The organism is Alteromonas sp. AWJ4_199 (genome assembly GCF_056159165.1).
Map to the genome: position 1 here is coordinate 1,082,256 of NZ_JBSWUR010000001.1, position 16,354 is coordinate 1,098,609.

The following is a 16,354-nucleotide window of genomic DNA, read 5'->3' on the forward strand; positions in this document are numbered from 1 at the left end:
GCACTTTCGTGTATTTATACGCAAACCGTAGCCGCGAATGAACTAAAAAGTCACGATTTCATCATCAATAAGATGACCTACAGACTGACTCTGCTCAGCATCGACAAATGCGCTATCAATCGCGCTAAAGCGCGCCGTAGTAACTTTTCGATAATTCGGGTGTGTATAAATATAAGTTTGCTCTGACTGAAGCGCCTCTATCACGCGCTCAGCTAGCACAGAGGCATCGATTCCCGACTCTACAGCTTTAGTGGCTGCTTGAGCGCCTGCTTTGAGTTTCTCTTTATCAATGCGTTTTTCAGCGGCTACTGCGTATTTTTGTTGCCTATTTCTATACGACTCGTGAATGCGGGTTTTCACAAATGCTGGACACAATACAGAAGTATGGATTTCAAAAGGTTTCAGTTCTGGTACCCAGCTTTCTGTCATAGAGACAACCGCAGCCTTTGATGCGCAATAAGCCCCCGCATACGGCATTCCCATCATTCCTGCCATCGACGCCACGTTTAGCACCCAGCCTCCTTCTCCGTGCTCTTTAATAGCTGGCACGCATGCTTGTGCGCCATAGAGTACGCCCATAACGTTAACGTCCATAACCCAGCGCCAGGTCTCATGCTCCGAATCTTCAACTTTCCCCGGCGTACCGCCAACACCAGCATTATTGATGACCATATGAACCCTGCCAAACTTCTCTTTGGCATTAGCTACGATATCTTCCCACTGTGCGTAATCGGTAACATCAAGGGCACAGGTTAGTACGTCAAAACCTTTCTCTCGTAAATCATTACCCGACTCTGTCAAAGCTACGTTATCAATATCGCCCATGACGATATTCATACCCTGCCTTGCCAATGCCTCTGCCAGCGCTAACCCTATGCCGCCAGCGGCGCCAGAAATAATAGCAGTCTTACCCTTAAATTCGTTAGACATCTTACTCTCCTGTTATTGTTATTGCGCCGCGGGCCCTTAGGAAAAGCCATTTCAATGAGGAATTAGAAATCGCCTATCTCACTCAATTAGCGCTTATCTACACACCTAGATTAGGGGTAACAGGAGGGGGAAAATACTTTATTTGGCTAATTTGGATAGCTTCATGAAATTAATAAGGCAGGTTAAAAATAGTAGAGGGGCAAACACAAAAGGACAGTGACTAACCCTGCCCTTTGCTTGAATAGACTATCTCTTGCCCGTGGTCAGTTCGTTTACTTCGCCGGCATAACATAAACCTCGCGAACACAGGCTGACTCTTCTGCGCTTAGGGCAAATAATACCGATTTTGCGATATCCGCTGGCTGAAGTTTATCTTCCTTGGGCTCGTCAAAAAATGGCGTGTTTACCATGCCGGGGCAGATTGTAGTGCATCGACCGCCCCACTCACGCATTTCCTCAGCAAGATTTTGACCAAAGCCGTAGGCGAACCACTTGCTAGCACCGTAAACAGAACCCTTAAGGGCTATTCTGCCGGCAACAGAGCTAGTGATAATAAAATGCCCCTTCGTTTTTCGAAGAAAAGGTAAACTTGCTTTAGCGGTATAAAGTAGACCGTTGACGTTAGCGCCTAACATCCCGTCCCAGTCTTCTACATCACCTTTTTCAATACCAGCCGCTTTGGCGCCACGCCCAGCGTTGGCAAATACGCCATCTAGACGACCAAAGTGCTTATGTGCTTGCTCAAATGCGCGGTTCACTTGGTCGAAGTTGCTCACATCAGCCTTAATAGCGCGTGCATTGTCTTCGCCCAATTCGTTAACTAACTCGGTTAACTTATCTTCACTTCGCGCGATAAGCGCAACTTTGTAACCTTTATCAACTAGCTGCTTTGCTGTTTCTTTGCCTATACCGCTAGAAGCACCGGTAATCGCAATAACCTTGTCGCTCGGTGTAGAATCTGACATATCATCTCCCATTTTTAACTCATAGAAATTATCGTAAGTCTGCTTCTCTCACAGCTTCGCAATGTGAAGAGAAGCTAAAGTTTGGAAAGACACTATGCAATCATCTTACTAATTTGATCGACAAAGGCTGGGATATCGTCAGGATTTCGGCTTGTAACCAACTTATCATCGGTTACCACTTCTTTATCTACCCAATTCGCACCTGCGTTTTTCAAATCCGTTTGAATACTAGGGAATGAAGTAAGTGTTGCACCTTTCGCTAAACCCGATTCCACTAATAGCCACGGGCCGTGACAAATGGCGCCTACGGCTTTGATGCTGTCAGTACAGTTTGCTTCCTTTATAAAGTTTACCGCATCTTCGTTAGTACGAAGTACGTCTGGGTTTATCTGACCGCCGGGAAGTACAAGCGCGTCGTAATCGCTAAGTTTTGCCGACTTAACTTGCAAATCAACCTTAATGTTTTTACCCCAATCGTCTTCATCCCATGCTTTAATAGAGGTTTGATCTTCAATGGATAAAATATCTACCTGTGCACCACGCTCAGTAAGCATCTCTTTAGGCTGAACCAGCTCACTTTGCTCAAAACCATTGGTTGCCAAAATGGCAATTTTTTTACCCTGAAGATTTTGCATGTTGCTCATACTAGTTACTCCTTTTGAACGTTCTATCGAATTTCCGAAGCCCTACAGACGCTAGAACGATTATCTAGGGCTACGCTTATCAATTTGGTAAAAAGTTGACTGCAAATTACAAACCACCATCTCCAACAACACGTAACCCATTATTTAAATTCATTTTTTTCATTAATGTTCAAATTGAGCTTTATTGAAGGCTTTATCAATTATTCGCACGCTCCATGAATGATTTACAGATCTTATTAAGCCGTCTTCTTCATTTTGATGTATACAAGAATACGAACGCGTACTTATCGAAAAGATTCGAGGAACCATGAGAAAGGGACGATTCACGCACGCAAAATCTGCATTCGAGCTTTCACTAAAAAGCTGGTGGAGCATAGTAAAGCGTATATTCACCAGCCTTCAAAAAGACAATATTCCCCTTATTGCTGCGGGTGTTGCTTTCTACTGTTTACTTGCGATATTCCCTTTACTCGGTGCAACTATCGCCCTATACGGTCTTATGGTTTCACCAGAAGAATTACAAACCCATATGTCGTTACTTGTTAACGTAGTGCCAGCCGATAGCCGGTATATTATTGAAGAGCAGCTTACCAATTTGACCGAAAAATCAAGCTCGGCCCTCGGCTGGGGCTTTTTATTTACCCTTTTGCTCTCACTTTGGAGCAGTAGCAAAGGCGCTAATGCACTTATAAAAGCCTGTAATATCACGTACAGTGAATCGGAAGGGCGAGGATTTTTAAGAGGGATACTGGCTCGTGTGACCTGCACGATATTCATGATCTTAACTGTAATAGTCGCCTTAGCCTGCATTACCATTTTACCAGAAGCGATAGTCTGGATAACGGCAAAGTCTATTAGCGTAGAGCAAGCTACATGGATAACCTGGCCCATCATGCTTGGCTTGTTCAATCTAGCTTTGTCAGCGTTGTACCGCTATGCGCCACACCGCCGTGAAGCCCAATGGCGTTGGGTGACACCAGGTTCACTGTTCGCCACCATACTATGGCTAGTAGCATCCTATGCGTTTTCTTTCTACCTGAATGAGTTTGCAAGTTATAACAAAACCTATGGCTCTGTGGGCGGCATTATCATCTTACTCATGTGGCTGTATATAAGTGCCTACATCATCCTTATCGGTGCAGAGGTCAATTCGGCAATAGAGCTTCAAACAACAGCCGATAGTACCAAAGGCGAAGACAAGCCTATGGGCGAAAGGAATGCTTTTGTAGCTGACCATACTCCAGATGACGTGAAACATTAGCGGTTACAAATCAAGCATGGCGCGGTAAGATTAAAGGCTAATTTTACGGAAAAATAAGTGAGTCGCGTTATCAGCGCAACTTAAAAACTATACTTCTATTCAGTTAAATTCAGTCAGCGTTTTGTATACCTTTTCTCTTACCCAATGTTGGGTAAATTCATAAAAGGAATTATACAATGCAAGAATTAAGTTTTACTGATATCGAGAATGTTTCCGGCGGCTGTGAAGAGCACTGCTGGGGTGATTTTAGTTGGGGAGGCTTTTGGGCCTCAGTAGGAGCTGGCGCCATAGGTGGAGCTGCTGCTGGCTTGGGCGGCGCTGCATTGGGCGGCTTATCTAGCGGTTTAGGTTACGCTGGTGGCAAAATAGGCGACAAAATGTCAGAACGCACTACTGAAACTGACGAATAAAAAACGGAGGCTTTTTGCCTCCTCTTCAAGGAACTTCTTAATGAATATCTCAGTCCTGCAAATAGTTAAATACATTGCTTATATGCTCTCAATTATTGTTTTAACCGTTTTTTCGCTTAACACTGCCACACATTATTTCAGTTTCAATGGACGTACAGAAATAGTCGTGACATCAATAGTTGTTTTCATTATTTCACTGCTTTGTACTATCGTAGCGAAAAAGCTAAATGTCTTCCCTTCCCCTACAATTAAGCGCTAGCCTGAAAACAACTGCATCTGTATGTAACGTGTTTTTTGGCTAACGCTTTCTAAACGTGGGTAGTTTTTCGCTGCTATTTTTCGCAGCTTTTTCGCTAGAGCAGTTCATTTGAAGTTAACGTGTTTAAATGTTGTGCTTCGCGAATGCACTGAACGGTAAGTGGGAAACACACTTTCGCCATTTTTCTTCACCACCTCGCCATAATAACTGTTCATAATTCGCCCTATTCTGGGCGTTTAATAATAAGCATCGTCACTTAAAGCGAGCTTATTCAATGCTATTTACCAAAACACCCAAGCGTGACTACATTACCCCTAGTCGCACACATAGGCCCTTGTTTCGCGAGCGGCAACACGCGCCAAAGTCTCGCAGCCATACCATGTTAATACTTATTTCATTTCTGTGTTTCTTGCTTGGTGTGGCGGTAAGCCCATTAAGTCGCGCAGAGTCAGGTGAGCTCATGATGCAGAGCAAGGGTGGAGAACCGTCACCCGCCTTATTACACTCTACTCACGTTGAGCTGCAAGTTAACGGCATGATTGCTCACGTCACCTATTCTCAAACGTTTACCAATGATAGCGATGAATGGAAACATGGTGTGTATACCTTTCCGCTTAATGAAAACGCGGCGATAAATAGTATGGAAATGCTTATTGGCGATAGAGTTATCGTCGGGAAAATAAAGCCGAAAGCTCAAGCTAAAGAAGCGTTTGATGCAGCAAAAAAAGCGGGAAAGAAAGCCAGCTTAACGCAACAACAGCGCCCGAACTTATTCACTCAACATTTAGCAAATATAGCTCCACATGAACAGATCACAGTTAAGTTACAGTACATACAGCAGGTTGCGTATGATAATGGAGAGTTTAGCTTCCACCTTCCTACCACCCTTACTCCTCGCTATATCCCTGGCATTCCTACAAGAAACTTAAGCGATGCCGATTTAAATGAACATGCTTACCCTGGCAACACTGGCGCAAACAATCACAAAGAAGAAAATTTCAATGACGCGTCCAGCGACGACGCTGAAAGTAGAAGAAAGCGAGCCCCGCAAAGCACAGATCATGGCAGCAGTCGTTTAACGAGCAATAACACATTTGTTTCAGGCTGGGCGCTACCCACAAATGAAGTCAGTGACGCCGATAAAATAACACCGTTTATGGCGCCAGCTCAGCCCGATAGTAATACGAATCAGCTTTCTTTTAATGCAACAATAAACGCGGGAGTGCCGCTTGATTCTATCAATAGCACAGGCCATCAACTTAACTGGCATGCTATTGAAAACGCTAAATATCAATACCGCGCTTGGATTGATGATAAACACGTAACCATGAATAAAGATGTGTGGTTGCGGTGGCGCCCATCGAAGGACGCTACTCCACAAGCAGCCTATTTCGCTGAAGATATAGATTCAGATCACTATGCGCTAGTTATGCTAACACCACCTCAAGTTAACCCTGACGATCTTCAAGACTTTCCGCGCGACATTACTTTTATCATAGATACATCGGGTTCGATGGGCGGACGTCCGATTAAAGATGCCAAAGCCGCGTTGAAGCTAGCGATTGAAAGACTTGGCGCAAAGGACAGGTTCAATATTGTGGCATTCAATTCAAGCTACACAAAACTATTCAGTCAACCTGCCAATACTAAGCCACATAATATAAAAACGGCCCTATCTTTTATCTCTGAGCTACACGCAAACGGTGGGACCGAAATGGCGGGCGCCCTTTTAGAAGCGCTAAGCGCACAGCCAAAAGAAAACTACATTAAACAGGTTGTATTTATCACTGATGGCGCCGTCGGAAATGAAGCTGCACTCTTTTCAATGATTCAACAACAGCTAGGTAGCGCAAGGCTTTTTACGGTAGGAATTGGCAGCGCACCTAACAGCTATTTTATGACCCGCGCAGCACAATTCGGTCGGGGTAGTTACGTGTTTATCAACAACCCAAATAACATTCAAAAAGAAATGCAGCGCTTGTTTAGCAAGCTAGAGAGCCCAGTGTTAAGCAATCTTTCTTTAACTCTACCTAAGAATATGCGGCATAGAGATGACATTGAAGTTTATCCAAAACGACTGCCTGATTTGTACGCTGGCGAGCCACTGCTCATTAATTTAAAAGTGCCCGATTATACCCACGAAAAGCGTAATAATGGTAATGAAAAGGATGAACACAACGAAGACAACAGCCTATTACTAAGCGGTACGTTAACCGACAAAGAGGGCAATACCCATCAGTGGCAACGCAGTATACAAGCTCGTTATTTAGCAGCTGAGCGTAATAACAACGTAAGCGATAATTCGGCTAATGCTAAACCATCACACTCAACTCAACGCAATGGTATCGCTACCGCATGGGCACGTAAAAAAATTGCGGCGCTAATGGATGAAAAGGCTCTTGGTAGAGAAGAAAACGAGGTTAAAAACGACATTATTAACGTAGCCTTAGCCCATAATCTAATTACGGCATATACCAGCTTTGTTGCTATTGAAGAGGTAGTATCAAGACCTGAATCGACAAACGTTCAATCGCAAAACATAAAAAACCTAATGCCGCAGGGTACACAAATGCGTACCGTTAGCTATCCGCAAACTTCTGCAGGAATTAACTTTTACCTCGCTATTGGTGCGTTTTCACTCCTCTTTTTGGTACTGCTTTACACGAGGGAAACTCAAGATTTTCTTTTAAGGCAATGCCGTATTTTCATAAAAGACGAAAGAGTAACGCACAATGGTTAAGCCCAAAATACTCATAAGTGTGTTGCTTATTGCAGCTGTAACCTTTGGGTTTGGCAATGTTGCGTGGATATCGATAAAAGCAGAGTTAGCCCAAGTACTGATCGAAAAAGCTTGGGCAGAAACCTTGCAAACAGGCGATGAAGTTAAGCCGTGGCAATGGGCAGACACGTGGCCCGTCGGGCGGTTAGTGCACCCCAAAAGTGATACCGACTTATATATTCTAGAAGGTGCCCAGGGTAATGCGTTGGCCTTTGGCCCAGGAAGACATATCAATGCTGGAGAGCTGGCCAGTGAAACCAGCGTTATTGGAGGCCACAAAGACACCCATTTCGCCTTCCTTGAAAAGGTAAATATTGGTGATGCGCTACAACTTCAAATGTCTGATGGGATATGGCACCCCTATCGAATTTCAGCCAAGCGCATTGTTGATATAAAAAACCAAACGCTGAATGTTCAACTTAATCAAAAAAGGCTGTATTTGGTGACATGCTATCCATTTCATACCATCGCTCAAGACAACCATTTAAGGTTAGTTGTCGAGCTCAAGCCTTCATAGAATCGAAGCTATGGGGTCAGTGTCGTTACTCTGACCCCACTTTCTTGATAAGCGCGGCTTTCTCACTTTCGCTTAAAAACGCTATTGCTAAGGCGTTTTTCTGCGCTTGTTTAATATGAGAAGCAGTCAGGCCCGCTTGCTTGGCCGCGATATCAAATTCATGCTCTAGCTCTATACCTTGAACGGCTGGATCGTCGGTATTTAGGCAAGCTAGTATGCCGTGATCTAAAAAGGTTTTTAACGGGTGTTCTGGTAATGAAGTTACCGTATTTGTGAGTATGTTGCTGGTTAAACAACTTTCTATACCAATGCCCTTATCGCGCAAATAGTCCATTAGTTTACTATCATAAATAGCATTAACACCGTGCCCTATTCGCGTAGCACCTAAATCATCGATAGCTTGCCAAATACTCTGAGGGCCCACCGCCTCACCCGCGTGCACTGTGATAGCTAACTCTTCACGCTGCACTTGTTTAAAGTGCTCTACGAACAAGTCACCAGGAAAGCCTTTTTCATCGCCCGCTAAATCGATAGCAGTAATATGGGTTTTGCATGCCAGTATTGCATCTAACTCCTGCTGACACGCTTTTGCGCCATAAGAGCGCGACAATATACCTATCAAGTTAACCTTAACATCGTACTCTTCGACTGCGCTTTTTACACCATCTATAACCGCTTCAACCACACCTTGTGTAGGCAAACCGTGGCTTTCTGCCATAAAGTAAGGGCTAAAGCGCAGCTCTGCGTAATCGATGCCCTGCTTTGCCGCATCCTCAACGTTTTCAATAGCCACACGTCTACAAGCATCAAGATTACCTAAAACCTTAACGCCCCATGTTAGCTTATTTAAAAATGACAACAAATCCGGCGCGATTTTCATTACTTGAACATGTGGTCGCAGCTCCTCTATCGAGTTAGCGGGCAGATTAATATTAAACTGCTGCCCAAGCTCAAGAATAGTTTGCGGGCGCACATTACCATCTAGGTGGCGGTGTAAATCTAGAAGCGGAAGTGTGTTATTAATCATGGGAATACGATTTGAATAAAAGCACTCTCAAGTATAACACCTACCGCATTAAACCTCGCTTTCTGCCCGAAAATAACTTTTTTATAGCGGGACAAAACTGTACTTTTTTTGAAACGAAATTTGTTTTAAGTTTCACCTATCGTGTCGACGCCATACTTGTCGATGCTTCTTTGCAGTTTTTCAAAGCTACATTCTCCCATTTTTTGATGTGGGCTTTTTACATAAACTGTTTTCAACTTAAGACTAACCAGTCATCTCCCCTTATAACTTAAATAACAGGAGCACAGTTATGTGCGGAAAGTGTATAGAAGGCTGCTATTTAGCAGGCTGGCGTAATGGTGCGTATTCATTCGAACACATGCAAGAAGACCCCGAGTTTATGGGACTAGATGTGATGTCCGCCCATGGGTTTGTCGAAATAGTTTGTTCGCCAGGTACGTCAATTGAAGATATAAAAGCGCTCGGCCTAAATTCATCGCCAATGATGGCATGGGCAGGATATGTTTATTCGACAAGTTCGCCCCACGCTTCTGTCAATTTGGCCTGCTATGACTGTTACCTAGAAAGCCAAAAAGCGAAACGTTGTTCAACAGACAGCGAATGGGTAGAGCTTAATGCTCGCTACCCAATAGTTGCGCTATTTTTAGATAACTTAACGTTGCAGCACATCGGAAACTATTCGGATTCAGCTCTTCTAAATGAGATAGAATCGTTACTGCTTGCCATTCATGGCGATGGCTATTACACCTTTGAATTTGTGACGTCGATGTTTGCTGCTGAAGGCGTGTTCCCGATAGTTGAATTAAGTAAACACGCTAAGCCTTGTTTATTTGTCGAGCACGCACTAGAGATCTTTTTACTTACCGAACACCTATTGCACTACCGACCGTTAAGTTGGGCGCTTCAAGCGGCACTCAGCGTTGACCTAACGTGCGATTTTGACAGCTACCACATGTCATGGCGCCGCTATACGGCAAATCGCGTTTTACAAAATTTGAATATTGACGATATGAAAACGTTGGGAGGTACACTAGCGCTCAATACTATTCACGCGGTCTGTCAGCGCAATGTAAAAAATAAACCGCTGCTTAAAGCACTATTGAACGTAGTAAAAGACTGTAAGGGCGATACCTACATTGCCCCTAAAAAACTAGCATCGCAAATCGCAACTCTACTTGCCGTTTAAGTGCTGGCGACTTTTTAAGTGGTGGTGGCGATAGCTTATCAAGGCTCAAGGACTGCGCCTTGATAAGGCTTGCACAAGTCATTACATCTCTTTTTTAAGGGTTTTCGCTACCGCTAATACCAATTCTGCCGAAGGGCGAACTTTGTAGTCTGGGTTCACATAACTAAATAAAACCTTCCCTTTTTTATCTAGCAAAAAAATAAACGCGTACTTACATGTGATATAGGCCTCTTAGCTACAGCAGGCAACGCATTTTACTGGTAATATAGCGTCAAAATTTGCTGTAGCGTTTGTTCGCATGGCACACGAGTTTTTTCGAAAGCCTTAATAAACACAAAGCAGGGACACCATGGCTCTTAAAGCGACCATTTTTAAAGCTGACATATCAATTACAGATATGGATCGTAACTACTACAACGATCACAACCTTACTATTGCCCGGCATCCATCTGAAAATGACGAGCGCATGATGCTCCGCATTATCGCCTTTATTGTTAATGCTCACGAGCGTTTGGAGTTTACCAAAGGGCTCTCTGATGACGACGTGCCTGATTTGTGGCAGAAGAGCTTTAGCGATGAAGTCGAGTTGTGGATTGAGTTAGGTCAACCGTCAGAACAGCGCATCAAAAAGGGCTGTAATCAAAGTCAACAGATGATGATTTATTCATACGCTGACAATAGCTTTGATGCCTGGTGGAAGAAAGAGCAAAACAAGTTACAGACAAGAAAAAACCTATCAGTTTTTACTTTGCCAGAGCCGCTAGCTGCTACGTTGGCGAAAGCAGTTCATCGCTCTATGCAAATACAGGTTACCATTCAAGACGGGCAAGTTTGGTTAACCATTGAAGGTGCCGACGTGACCGAAAGCGTTGAAGTAGCTATCGAGAAACACCTGTAATGAAAAAGCTCTCTGCCGTTCAGCTTAAACAACAAGCACTGGTTTTCAGTGTAGCCGATAGCTTGGAAGCACAAGGAATTGAAGAACTTGAAGGTATGCAACAATGCTGGTTCGACGTTCAATATCATCAATTCCCCGGCTCTTTACTGCTAAGATTTCAATTCGAAAGTGAAGAGACGCTATCACGGGCCGAGCCTGAATTAAAAAAATGGCAGCGAAGGTTAAGCGCAGCGCTACTTAAAAAAGGTGTAGTGTTGAAAGACATGCGTCGACATCTTGTATTCACTACGCAAGGTCCAGAAGATTAACGCGCGTAGTGCATCACAAAACCACGTCTTGCGATGCACACATATTCTATAAATCGCATAAATTTTGTTATAAACCTTTCATTTTTCCGCATAAAGTCTACTTACACTTTACTAGATAAGTAGGCTAGACTGGATTAGTTGAATATTCAGCTTGCCAAATATTGATATTAAATGGCTAGTACCACTTAGCCTTATGCTGCATGTTCGAACACCATGTTGATCGGTTATAAAAATAGCCACTATCCCAGTAAAAGGAGCTTCATAATGAAAACTAAAGCAATGGCGTTAGCACTACTACTGTCTTTAATGGGCTGTACAGAATCTAGCGAAGAAACAAAAAGCGAAGTAAGCAAAGAGATGGAAAAGGCAGGCGAGACAACTTCTGAAGCCTATGAAGAGGCGAAAAAAGGCGCGGCAGATTCTTGGGATGAAACCAAAGACGCAACATCTGATGCCTTTGATGACGGTAAGAAAATGGCTTCTGATGCCTATGAAGATGGCAAAGAGATGGCTTCAGACGCATATGAAGACGGCAAAGATATGGCCTCTGACGCGTATGACGCAACTGCAGAAAAAGCAGGTGAGTTTAAAGATGCAGCAGCGAAGAAAGCACATGAAGCTTGCGTGAAAATGAAAGAGCAAATGGGCGGCGACGTTAGCGAGTGCGACGATTAAGTTAACCGCGCTATAAAAAATAGAGAGCGAGCCTTCGGGTTCGCTTTTTTGTTTGCGTTTGATAAAACAGGTGTTTTTAATTAAGGCTATTCACACCCCGCTAAAATCACAGAATCGGACGTTATCGTTAAGGGGGCAACCCTTAATAAGGTATTAATGCCTAAAATATTATTGCCTTTCGGAAGCACAGCGACCTCCACCGGCCCAACTTCACAAGTGTTACCAATGCGAACAGAATTTAACTGATACTGAGATATCTTGACGATCTTTCCGTTCGCCATTCTTGCGGCCGAGGTTCGCGTGGCAAGCAGCTTTTGGTTGCGTGTTAAAGCATCAAAGGTGGCTTGATTTAAGGTCAGCAGGCTTGAACCCGTATCCAATAAAAATGAGGCATTCACATTCGATTCCAAGGTTGCCTCTAAATAAAGCGTGCCGCCTTTGCTTTGGGAAAGTGGAATACTTTGTTCTATCGCCGACACTGTCGATGCAAAAGCGAATAATAAAGCTGATAGCGCCAAAGACGGCGCCTTAAATTTTAACTTCACCGCAAGTGTACCTTGTGCCGTTTCTTAATAGGTATTAGGTAACAGCAAGATAAAGACCAAAGGGTAAGTGATTGATTTAGCCAGCAGTCTTTAAAACCACGTAGCGCTATGGCACCACAACGGTGCATTCACTCATTTTTCCTGCACTATGATTAATCACCCAATGTCCATCGTGAACCGTTATCGCTTTATTCCTCGCGATCTTCTTGATTGTTAAAATTTTCTATAAGCAGTTAAGTGATAGTAAATGGCTATCACCAATCGCCATTGTTTAGAACTTTTTTGGTCATACAATAGACTAAAGTAGCAATTCAATGAGAGGACACAACATGAAATTACGCTATGTATTGGGTTCGTTAATTACCGCTGTTTCACTTGGCTTTTCTGCAAATGCAGCACAGGCAATGTCCGCATCAAGCGATGAAACAGTTGATGTGCAAGTTGTTGATTATTCAGGTAAGCCACCGTTTAAACGCAAAATCGTAAGCTTGTCGATTAACGATGTTGCACAACTAGAGTCGGTAGGACAAGACGCCATCGAGTATGTAGAAGTGAAAGACGTCATTATGCGCGGCAAGCCCCCATTTCGTAGAGTGACAAAAATGATGCCGGTTTACGACGTAGCTCAACTTGAGGTACTCGAAGAGCAAGCTGACACACAAAAACGAGGCACGCGCCCGCCGTTCAAGCGTAACTAATCGTTGCTTGCAACTTCCAACCGATTGCACCAAAGCGATTCACTTTTGCCTGAGTGAATCGCTTTTTTATTGTGCATACATAATCACGTAACCTGGTATTTTGCTCTGCACTACAACATTTGTTTTGCCCGTTTTATTTTTAATAACGCGTCAGAAGCGATAAAGTAATAGAAAACAAATAAGAGAAAGTAAATGCAGCCTCACGACCATTCACCACTCAACGATTTTATTGAATATCCTAAAGAGCAAATGCTTGCTCGCAGCGAAGAATTCTTGAAAACCATGCAGCGTCGCCACAGCATTCGACACTTTAGCGACCGCTCCGTTGATAAAGCAGTAATTGAAAACTGTATTTTGACCGCTGGCACTGCACCTAGTGGAGCGAATCATCAGCCTTGGCATTTTGCCGCAATACAGTCGCGTGAAGTAAAACAACAAATACGCGAACAGGCTGAAGCGCATGAGCGCGGTTTTTATAATGGGCGTGCTGGGCAACAATGGCTAGATGACCTTAAGCCGTTAGGCACTGACGCATGTAAACCGTATCTGGAAACCGCGCCTTGGCTTATTGCCGTATTCAGTCAAAAATTTGGTGAAACAGAAACGGGTGAAAAAAGCCAAAACTACTATGTGCACGAATCGGTGGGTATCGCGGTGGGTATGCTTATTACTTCGCTTCACAACGCAAGTTTAGCAACCTTGACCCACACACCAAAACCAATGAACTTTTTAACCGAAGTCTGTCAGCGGCCTGATAACGAGCGCGCTTACATGCTTATTATTGCAGGTTATCCGGCGGATAACGCCACAATTCCTGCACACGCCATGAAGAAAAAGTCGCTTAGCGAAATTGCGAGCTTTCTTTAAATCTACAACGCGCTATGGGCCTAGCGCATGAAGTAAACTAAGTATTTAAAACGGTATAACTAATAAAAGCTTTGTCATAGACATGAGATACGCAGCACTTATAATGCGCCCTCGTTATTAAGGGCTGCGACCTTTTCTTTACGAATTTCGGTCAACCACGTTTAACAGTCCCTCGGAGCTCGTATCCTCATGTCATCGCGTCACGCATTCTCTCCACAACTTCCTTTTTTACTGTTAAGTCTATTAACTGGCCTAACATCGTCGTTTGTTACGCCACTCATGAGCTACTTTCTCATTGATGAGATCAATGTTGAGCCTATTTATATCAGTATATATATGGTGTCTGTGACGTTATCAGGTTTAGTGATCAGTCAATACTTAGGTCACTTGGCAGACAAAGGTTTTAACGCAAATCGTCTTTACGGGCTCACCATGATTTGCGTGGGTATAGCCATGGTCGCGTTTATATTCAGCAAACAGTTTTGGCACGTTTTTCTAGCAGGCGTATTGTTTATGTCCGTCGGTGCCGGGGCCGTGTCTCAGATGTTGACCGTTTCGGGATTATGGGCAAAAAACCAAGACATCGACTTAGCCGCCTTTAACTCAAAAGTTCGCGCTGCTATCTCTCTCGCTTGGGTAGTAGGTCCGCCGCTAGCATTTACGCTGGTTGCCAATTTTGGCTTCGCAGCGTCCTTCTCGGTGGCCATCGCGTGCGTGGCTGTTGCAACGCTTTTCGTAGTGAATGTTGTGCCGCCTCAAAAAGCCAACCAACAGTCACTCAATACAAGCCTCAAAGGCTCGCTATCGCTGCCTTTTTGGCTAGTTGGGTTGGCCATACTTGCCGGAATGGCAGGCAATGTCATGTATTTATCATCCATGCCTTTGTACGTAATGAATGAACTGGGGTTGCCGGAAAATTTGCCAGGGCTAATGATGGGCGTAGTGGCTGCGCTTGAAATACCTACTATGTTACTCGCGGCCAAGCTGGCTCGACGCTTCCCTCCTGCGAGTATCATGGCAGTAGCATTTATTTTCGGCTGTTGCTTTTACGTTGGCGTGTACTTTTCTCAGTCAAGTTGGGAGCTGTTAACACTTCAAATATTAAACGCACTGTTCTACGGTTTATATGCCGGTATTGGGCTGACACTACTGCAACAACAAGCACCCGATTTAACAGGGTTCACATCAGCGTTTTATTCAAATGCCACCCGTGTGGGTATGATGTTAGGCACCATTGGCGCGGGCACTGTGGCCCAATTCTTTAGTTTTAGAGATGCCACCATAGGGTCGCTGTGCATTGCCATATTCGGCTTAAACGTGATGTTAGTGTTCATGTTTGTAAAGCACCGGGTAGGTCGCTAGAAGCCTGCCTTTTTTTGCGCGTACTTTCTTTATGCTTTAGTACACCCAGACTATTTTAATCGTAGCTCCATCTGCACATCACATCTCGCGTAAGGCGATGACGCCCCCTTAATATGCTTAAACCCTATCTTTTCGTATAAACGTATTGCGGGCTTAAGTACCGAATTGCTCTCTAAATAAAGCTGCTTTAACCCCATCAGTTTCGCTCTTTCGACAATACTTTTACCTAACAGCAGCCCTACCCCTTTACCTTGAGCTTTGGGAGACACCGCCATTTTGGCAAGTTCAAACCTATCGTCAGTTTGTTTGATAAGTGCACAGCAGCCTATGGGTTCGCCCTTATCTAACGCGATCAATATCACACCCGACTGATTCAAAATGTAGCCTTCAGGGTCGTCGAGCGCTTTAAAGTCGGGCTCTTCGAGCTCCCAATATTTGCTTATCCATTCTACATTGAGCGATTTAAATGCCTCGCGATACTTTGGCGCATAATCGACTACCTTAATATCAGGCGAGTCACCGTCCACTCTTGCACTTATGGGGCGATATCGAAGATGCCTTTCAACTACGCTCACCGCTTCCCATAAATCGATACCCGTTTCATCTTTTAGCTCGCGCATGGCAGCGTCTATGGCATCGCACTGCTTTTCCATTTGTGGCACCATCGCTTTCGCTTTATCGTTTAAAGCCACCAGCGTAACCCGCGAATCGTCGCTCGATTTATAACTTTCAATAAGGTCGAGTGCTTTCATTTCTTTTACGATTTTACTCACCGACACGTGAGAATGATTTATCTCTTTAGCGATATTCACGACAGAATCAGCACCTTTTGACGCGAGCACGTAAAATACTGGAAACCACTTTGGCTCTATCGCAAATCCAAATTTCGCATAGGTATTTTCCGCATCCTTTGACACCTGCGCGGCTAACTGACGTAAGGCAGTACCTAATGCAATATGCCCCAATTCATTAAATGACTTCACTTTATAAAACTCCGTAACCAGTTACAGATATAGTTAATCG

At 44.0% G+C, this 16,354-nt stretch carries 17 protein-coding genes; 11 read left to right on the forward strand and 6 right to left on the reverse strand.

The window, feature by feature from the left end:
* Positions 1 to 42: 42 nt before the first annotated feature.
* The 3 genes from ACXAER_RS04775 to ACXAER_RS04785 form a co-directional block, all read right to left on the reverse strand.
* Complete coding sequence (locus ACXAER_RS04775; RefSeq protein ID WP_474827114.1) at positions 43 to 930, reverse strand: SDR family NAD(P)-dependent oxidoreductase; 888 nt, start codon at positions 928 to 930, stop codon at positions 43 to 45.
* A 272-nt stretch (positions 931 to 1,202) separates the two neighbouring features.
* The gene (locus tag ACXAER_RS04780) at positions 1,203 to 1,895 is read right to left on the reverse strand and encodes an SDR family oxidoreductase (RefSeq protein ID WP_474827116.1); all 693 of its coding nucleotides are present in this window, start codon (positions 1,893 to 1,895) and stop codon (positions 1,203 to 1,205) included.
* 92 nt (positions 1,896 to 1,987) lie between these two features.
* Positions 1,988 to 2,539, reverse strand: coding sequence for a type 1 glutamine amidotransferase domain-containing protein (locus ACXAER_RS04785; protein ID WP_474827117.1), 552 nt, complete (start codon positions 2,537 to 2,539; stop codon positions 1,988 to 1,990).
* Positions 2,540 to 2,846: 307 nt separating this feature from the next.
* Here ACXAER_RS04785 and ACXAER_RS04790 point away from each other — a divergent pair, with 307 nt between their 5' ends.
* The 4 genes from ACXAER_RS04790 (at position 2,847) to ACXAER_RS04805 (ending at position 7,765) form a co-directional block, all read left to right on the forward strand.
* Positions 2,847 to 3,800: a YihY/virulence factor BrkB family protein gene (locus ACXAER_RS04790; protein WP_474827119.1), complete on the forward strand. Its 954-nt coding sequence runs from the start codon at positions 2,847 to 2,849 to the stop codon at positions 3,798 to 3,800.
* 176 nt (positions 3,801 to 3,976) lie between these two features.
* On the forward strand, positions 3,977 to 4,210 hold the full coding sequence (locus ACXAER_RS04795) for a hypothetical protein (protein WP_474827121.1): 234 nt from the start codon (positions 3,977 to 3,979) through the stop codon (positions 4,208 to 4,210).
* 638 nt (positions 4,211 to 4,848) lie between these two features.
* Positions 4,849 to 7,209, forward strand: coding sequence for a marine proteobacterial sortase target protein (locus tag ACXAER_RS04800; protein ID WP_474827123.1), 2,361 nt, complete (start codon positions 4,849 to 4,851; stop codon positions 7,207 to 7,209).
* Positions 7,202 to 7,765, forward strand: a complete 564-nt coding sequence (locus ACXAER_RS04805) for a class GN sortase (protein ID WP_474827125.1) — start codon at positions 7,202 to 7,204, stop codon at positions 7,763 to 7,765. Before ACXAER_RS04800 ends, ACXAER_RS04805 begins: the two co-directional genes overlap by 8 nt.
* Positions 7,766 to 7,790: 25 nt before the next feature.
* Here the strand turns inward: ACXAER_RS04805 and add are convergent, their stop codons facing one another.
* Positions 7,791 to 8,792 carry an adenosine deaminase gene (gene add, locus ACXAER_RS04810; protein WP_474827127.1) on the reverse strand — a complete coding sequence of 334 codons (1,002 nt, stop codon included), beginning with the start codon at positions 8,790 to 8,792 and terminating at the stop codon, positions 7,791 to 7,793.
* Between the two features lie 289 nt (positions 8,793 to 9,081).
* Between add and ACXAER_RS04815 the strand changes: the two genes are divergently transcribed.
* From ACXAER_RS04815 to ACXAER_RS04830, 4 genes are all read left to right on the forward strand, one after another.
* The gene (locus ACXAER_RS04815) at positions 9,082 to 9,978 is read left to right on the forward strand and encodes a hypothetical protein (protein WP_474827129.1); all 897 of its coding nucleotides are present in this window, start codon (positions 9,082 to 9,084) and stop codon (positions 9,976 to 9,978) included.
* 349 nt (positions 9,979 to 10,327) lie between these two features.
* Positions 10,328 to 10,876, forward strand: a complete 549-nt coding sequence (locus ACXAER_RS04820; RefSeq protein ID WP_474827131.1) for a YaeQ family protein — start codon at positions 10,328 to 10,330, stop codon at positions 10,874 to 10,876.
* Entirely contained in the window at positions 10,876 to 11,184 is a 309-nt protein-coding gene (locus tag ACXAER_RS04825; RefSeq protein ID WP_474827133.1) for a hypothetical protein, read from the forward strand. Before ACXAER_RS04820 ends, ACXAER_RS04825 begins: the two co-directional genes overlap by 1 nt.
* A 264-nt stretch (positions 11,185 to 11,448) precedes the next feature.
* Positions 11,449 to 11,859, forward strand: a complete 411-nt coding sequence (locus ACXAER_RS04830) for a hypothetical protein (protein WP_474827134.1) — start codon at positions 11,449 to 11,451, stop codon at positions 11,857 to 11,859.
* 86 nt (positions 11,860 to 11,945) lie between these two features.
* Here the strand turns inward: ACXAER_RS04830 and ACXAER_RS04835 are convergent, their stop codons facing one another.
* A complete protein-coding gene (locus tag ACXAER_RS04835) occupies positions 11,946 to 12,404 on the reverse strand; it encodes a retropepsin-like aspartic protease family protein (RefSeq protein WP_474827136.1) in 459 nt (152 codons plus the stop codon).
* A 329-nt stretch (positions 12,405 to 12,733) separates the two neighbouring features.
* On the opposite strand from ACXAER_RS04835, the gene ACXAER_RS04840 reads away from it, so the two are divergent.
* From ACXAER_RS04840 to ACXAER_RS04850, 3 genes are all read left to right on the forward strand, one after another.
* Entirely contained in the window at positions 12,734 to 13,102 is a 369-nt protein-coding gene (locus ACXAER_RS04840; RefSeq protein WP_474827138.1) for a hypothetical protein, read from the forward strand.
* A 192-nt stretch (positions 13,103 to 13,294) separates the two neighbouring features.
* Positions 13,295 to 13,969: a nitroreductase family protein gene (locus ACXAER_RS04845; protein ID WP_474827140.1), complete on the forward strand. Its 675-nt coding sequence runs from the start codon at positions 13,295 to 13,297 to the stop codon at positions 13,967 to 13,969.
* Positions 13,970 to 14,158: 189 nt separating this feature from the next.
* Positions 14,159 to 15,331, forward strand: a complete 1,173-nt coding sequence (locus tag ACXAER_RS04850) for a sugar efflux transporter (protein WP_474827142.1) — start codon at positions 14,159 to 14,161, stop codon at positions 15,329 to 15,331.
* Between the two features lie 50 nt (positions 15,332 to 15,381).
* On the opposite strand, the gene ACXAER_RS04855 is transcribed toward ACXAER_RS04850, so the two are convergent.
* The gene (locus ACXAER_RS04855; RefSeq protein WP_474827144.1) at positions 15,382 to 16,314 is read right to left on the reverse strand and encodes a bifunctional helix-turn-helix transcriptional regulator/GNAT family N-acetyltransferase; all 933 of its coding nucleotides are present in this window, start codon (positions 16,312 to 16,314) and stop codon (positions 15,382 to 15,384) included.
* Positions 16,315 to 16,354: the final 40 nt, after the last annotated feature.

What these genes read in the sequence shown, in the direction of transcription:
- ACXAER_RS04775 (WP_474827114.1), bottom strand. Translation starts at nt 930, where the DNA reads ATGTCTAACGAATTTAAGGGTAAGACTGCTATTATTTCTGGCGCCGCT.
- ACXAER_RS04780 (WP_474827116.1), bottom strand. Translation starts at nt 1,895, where the DNA reads ATGTCAGATTCTACACCGAGCGACAAGGTTATTGCGATTACCGGTGCT.
- ACXAER_RS04785 (WP_474827117.1), bottom strand. Translation starts at nt 2,539, where the DNA reads ATGAGCAACATGCAAAATCTTCAGGGTAAAAAAATTGCCATTTTGGCA.
- ACXAER_RS04790 (WP_474827119.1), top strand. Translation starts at nt 2,847, where the DNA reads ATGAGAAAGGGACGATTCACGCACGCAAAATCTGCATTCGAGCTTTCA.
- ACXAER_RS04795 (WP_474827121.1), top strand. Translation starts at nt 3,977, where the DNA reads ATGCAAGAATTAAGTTTTACTGATATCGAGAATGTTTCCGGCGGCTGT.
- ACXAER_RS04800 (WP_474827123.1), top strand. Translation starts at nt 4,849, where the DNA reads ATGTTAATACTTATTTCATTTCTGTGTTTCTTGCTTGGTGTGGCGGTA.
- ACXAER_RS04805 (WP_474827125.1), top strand. Translation starts at nt 7,202, where the DNA reads ATGGTTAAGCCCAAAATACTCATAAGTGTGTTGCTTATTGCAGCTGTA.
- add (WP_474827127.1), bottom strand. Translation starts at nt 8,792, where the DNA reads ATGATTAATAACACACTTCCGCTTCTAGATTTACACCGCCACCTAGAT.
- ACXAER_RS04815 (WP_474827129.1), top strand. Translation starts at nt 9,082, where the DNA reads ATGTGCGGAAAGTGTATAGAAGGCTGCTATTTAGCAGGCTGGCGTAAT.
- ACXAER_RS04820 (WP_474827131.1), top strand. Translation starts at nt 10,328, where the DNA reads ATGGCTCTTAAAGCGACCATTTTTAAAGCTGACATATCAATTACAGAT.
- ACXAER_RS04825 (WP_474827133.1), top strand. Translation starts at nt 10,876, where the DNA reads ATGAAAAAGCTCTCTGCCGTTCAGCTTAAACAACAAGCACTGGTTTTC.
- ACXAER_RS04830 (WP_474827134.1), top strand. Translation starts at nt 11,449, where the DNA reads ATGAAAACTAAAGCAATGGCGTTAGCACTACTACTGTCTTTAATGGGC.
- ACXAER_RS04840 (WP_474827138.1), top strand. Translation starts at nt 12,734, where the DNA reads ATGAAATTACGCTATGTATTGGGTTCGTTAATTACCGCTGTTTCACTT.
- ACXAER_RS04845 (WP_474827140.1), top strand. Translation starts at nt 13,295, where the DNA reads ATGCAGCCTCACGACCATTCACCACTCAACGATTTTATTGAATATCCT.
- ACXAER_RS04850 (WP_474827142.1), top strand. Translation starts at nt 14,159, where the DNA reads ATGTCATCGCGTCACGCATTCTCTCCACAACTTCCTTTTTTACTGTTA.